Source organism: Streptomyces colwelliae (assembly GCF_048158785.1).
GTDB lineage: Bacteria > Actinomycetota > Actinomycetes > Streptomycetales > Streptomycetaceae > Streptomyces.
On record NZ_JBLTJC010000660.1, the window covers coordinates 1 to 2,851 of the forward strand.

General features: G+C 71.0%; 4 protein-coding genes. 3 read left to right on the plus strand and 1 reads right to left on the minus strand.

What is annotated here, in order from left to right:
- The first annotated feature begins 90 nt into the window (after positions 1-90).
- The 3 genes from ACNFOC_RS52780 (at position 91) to ACNFOC_RS52790 (ending at position 1,439) form a co-directional block, all read left to right on the plus strand.
- Positions 91-573, plus strand: coding sequence for a MarR family winged helix-turn-helix transcriptional regulator (locus ACNFOC_RS52780; protein ID WP_416966085.1), 483 nt, complete (start codon positions 91-93; stop codon positions 571-573).
- Positions 570-1,013, plus strand: coding sequence for a winged helix DNA-binding protein (locus ACNFOC_RS52785; protein ID WP_416966086.1), 444 nt, complete (start codon positions 570-572; stop codon positions 1,011-1,013). Before ACNFOC_RS52780 ends, ACNFOC_RS52785 begins: the two co-directional genes overlap by 4 nt.
- Positions 1,014-1,091: 78 nt before the next feature.
- Positions 1,092-1,439 (plus strand): tetratricopeptide repeat protein, encoded by a 348-nt coding sequence (locus tag ACNFOC_RS52790; protein ID WP_406119311.1) that lies wholly within the window; start codon positions 1,092-1,094, stop codon positions 1,437-1,439.
- A gap of 67 nt (positions 1,440-1,506) precedes the next feature.
- Here the strand turns inward: ACNFOC_RS52790 and ACNFOC_RS52795 are convergent.
- Positions 1,507-2,851: PepSY-associated TM helix domain-containing protein (locus ACNFOC_RS52795; RefSeq protein ID WP_416966087.1), on the minus strand; the 1,345-nt coding region annotated here is incomplete at its 5' end.

The window sequence follows — 2,851 nt, forward strand, 5'->3', positions numbered from 1 at the left end:
CTGTCCCGCCTCTCTCCCTCCCCATGTCCTGCCGTCCTCCCCGTCCAAAAATAGTAGCCATGGATATAGTAGCCATGTACTGTATCGACCATGAGCACGGTATCCGAGGGCGCGACGCCCGGTTTCCTGGTCTGGCGACTGTCGATGAAGTGGCGCGTGGCGGTCGACCGCGCGGTGGCACCCCTGGGGCTGACCCATGCGCAGTACGCCCTGGTCGCATCGCTGTACGGCATGCAGCGTTCCGGGCTGCGCCCCAGCCAGCGTCACCTCGCCGACCACACCGGACTCGAAGCCCTCTACGTCTCGAAGCTGGCCCGCGCCCTGGAGTCCGCCGGCCTCGTCGAGCGCGCCCGGGACCCCAGGGACCCCCGCGCGGTCCAACTCGCCCTCACCGAGCAGGGCCGCGAGACGACCCGGCGGGCGATCAAGGTCGTCCACGGACTCCTGGAGCAGTTGCTGGAGCCGCTCGGCGGTCTCGACAGCGCGCGGAGCCGGGAGTTCAGCCGGGATCTGGCGACCCTGCTCGACACACCCCTCGACCATGCGAGTGAGCACGAGAAGGAGCAGTCATGACCACCACCACGAACCCAGCGGACGCCCGCAAGCTCGCCCTGGCCCACTACGCCGCCCGCGCCGTCCTGGAGAGCGTCCTCACCCGCCACGGCCTCGTCTTCCAGCAGCAGATCGTCCTGCGGCCGGTCGCCCTCGCCGCCGGGCCCGTCGACCGCGACCGGCTCGCCGCGGACAGCGTCGCGGCCCTGAAGGTCGGCGAGGACTCCGTACAGAACACCATCGACGAACTGGTCGCGGCCGGACTCGTCGCGACGGACGCGTCCGAGGTGCGGATCACCGACGCGGGCCGGGCCCTGTACGAACGGATCACGGAGGAGACGAGCCCGATGACCGCCCGGATCTGGGGCGGCATCCCCGAGGAGGACCTGCTGGCCACCGGCCGCGTGCTGGCCCTGGTCACCGAGCGGGCGAACGCGGAACTGGCAGCCGTAGCAAGGTAGGCGGGGCGGGCAAGGCGGCCGGATCGGTAGTGGAATATTCAACCAACACGGTCCGTTGTGCAGGTCGAAGGAGGTCAAGTGGACATGACGTACTACGACCACGGAACACCGGCGGAGCGCTGGGAGCGCGCGCAGATGTTCTTCGACGCCAAGGACTACGCCGCGGCGGCGCGGGTGTTGGGCGGGCTGGTCGAGGAGGTGCCCGAGCAGACCGGGCCGCGCCTGCTGCTGGCCCGCTCCTACTACCACTCGGCCCAACTGCGGCGCGCCGAAGCCGAGTTGCGCACCCTCGTGGAGCGTGACCCGGTGGAGCACTACGCGCGGCTGATGCTGGGCCGCACGCTGGAGCGCCAGGGGCGGCACGAGGAGGCCGGCTCGCATCTGCGGATCGCCTCGGCGCTCGCGGGTGACTTCGAGCAGGTCTGAGAGACGGCACGGAGTACAGCGAAGGGGCCCGGTTCCGACGCGGAACGGGGCCCCTTCGCGTGCGTCGCTACTTCGCGTACGTCCGGCTGCCCCGACGGTGCGCGATCTCGCCCAGCACCACGTCCACGGCGATGAACGCGGCCAGCGGGATGCCCAACAGCGGTACGAAGTAGCCGAGTACGGCGATCACCGCCAGGCACGGGACGAGGAGCAGCGGGGACATCTGGGCCCAGGCGCCGCGCGGGATCGGGCGGCCGAAGGAGGAACCCCGGCCGCGCTGCCACCACATGCGGTAGCCCCAGACGATCAGCAGGATCAGGGAGCCGGCGAGCAGCATCAGCGCTATCTGGTTGGCCAGGCCGAAGAGGACGCCGGTGTGCAGGTCGATGCCCCAGCGGGTCAGCTTGGCGAGCAACGGGTAGTCCGCGAAACGGAGTTCGTCGGTGACCTTGCCGGTGGTGGGGTCGACGGCGACGGCGTCCTGCTTCTCGGGCCAGCTGCGCTGGACCTGCCTGACGATGTACGCCGAGTCTGCGTCGGCGGGCGGGACTATCTCGACGGGGTTGCCCAGCCCCTCGGCGCGCGCGGCGGCGAGGATCTTGTCGAGTCCTACGCCGTGCTGGGCGTCGCCGGTCGCGGTGGAGCCGCCGTGGCCCGCGTGCTCCCCGCTCGCCGCGGCGGACACGGAGGGGGTCGACTGGCCGAGGGAGGTGCGGAGTTCGTCGATGTTGGCGCCCGCGTACGTCGACCAGGTCAGTCCGGTCGCCGACAGGAAGATGAAGCCTACGGCGGTCCAGACACCCACTGTTCCGTGCAGACCGAGGGTGCGCCGCCGGCCGCTCGTGCCCCGCACCTTGCGCAGGGCGCGGCGCCGGGAGAACCACAGCACCAGGCCACCGCCCGCGATGACCCACAGCCAGCTCGCGGCGAACTCGCTGTACAGGCGGCCGGTTTCGCCGAGTTGGAGATCGCGGTGGAGTTCGTCGATCCAGGTGCGCAGCGGGAGCGCGCCGGTCGAGCCGTACTGTTCGAGCGCGCCGCGGACCTTTCCGGTGTACGGGTCGACGAACACCGCGAGGGTGTGGTCGGCGGCTATGCCCTTGACGCCGGAGAGCATCACTCGGGTGGTGGCGCCGTCCTCCGGGGAGGGCCGGACCGCCGAGACCGCGCCCTCGGGGTGCGCCGCGCGGGCGGCGGTCACCTGCTGCGAGATCGGCAGTTCGCGGTCGCCTACGGGAACCCTCAACTCATGGGCGTACACGATCCGTTCGGCCTGAAAGGCACCGGCGTACAGGAAGCCGGTGGCCGCCGCGACGAGCAGGAACGGGGCGACGAGCACTCCGGCGTAGAAGTGCAGACGCAGGATCAGGGGGCGCAGCGGGGCCCAGCGGCTGGGGGACGGTGCCGGGGCC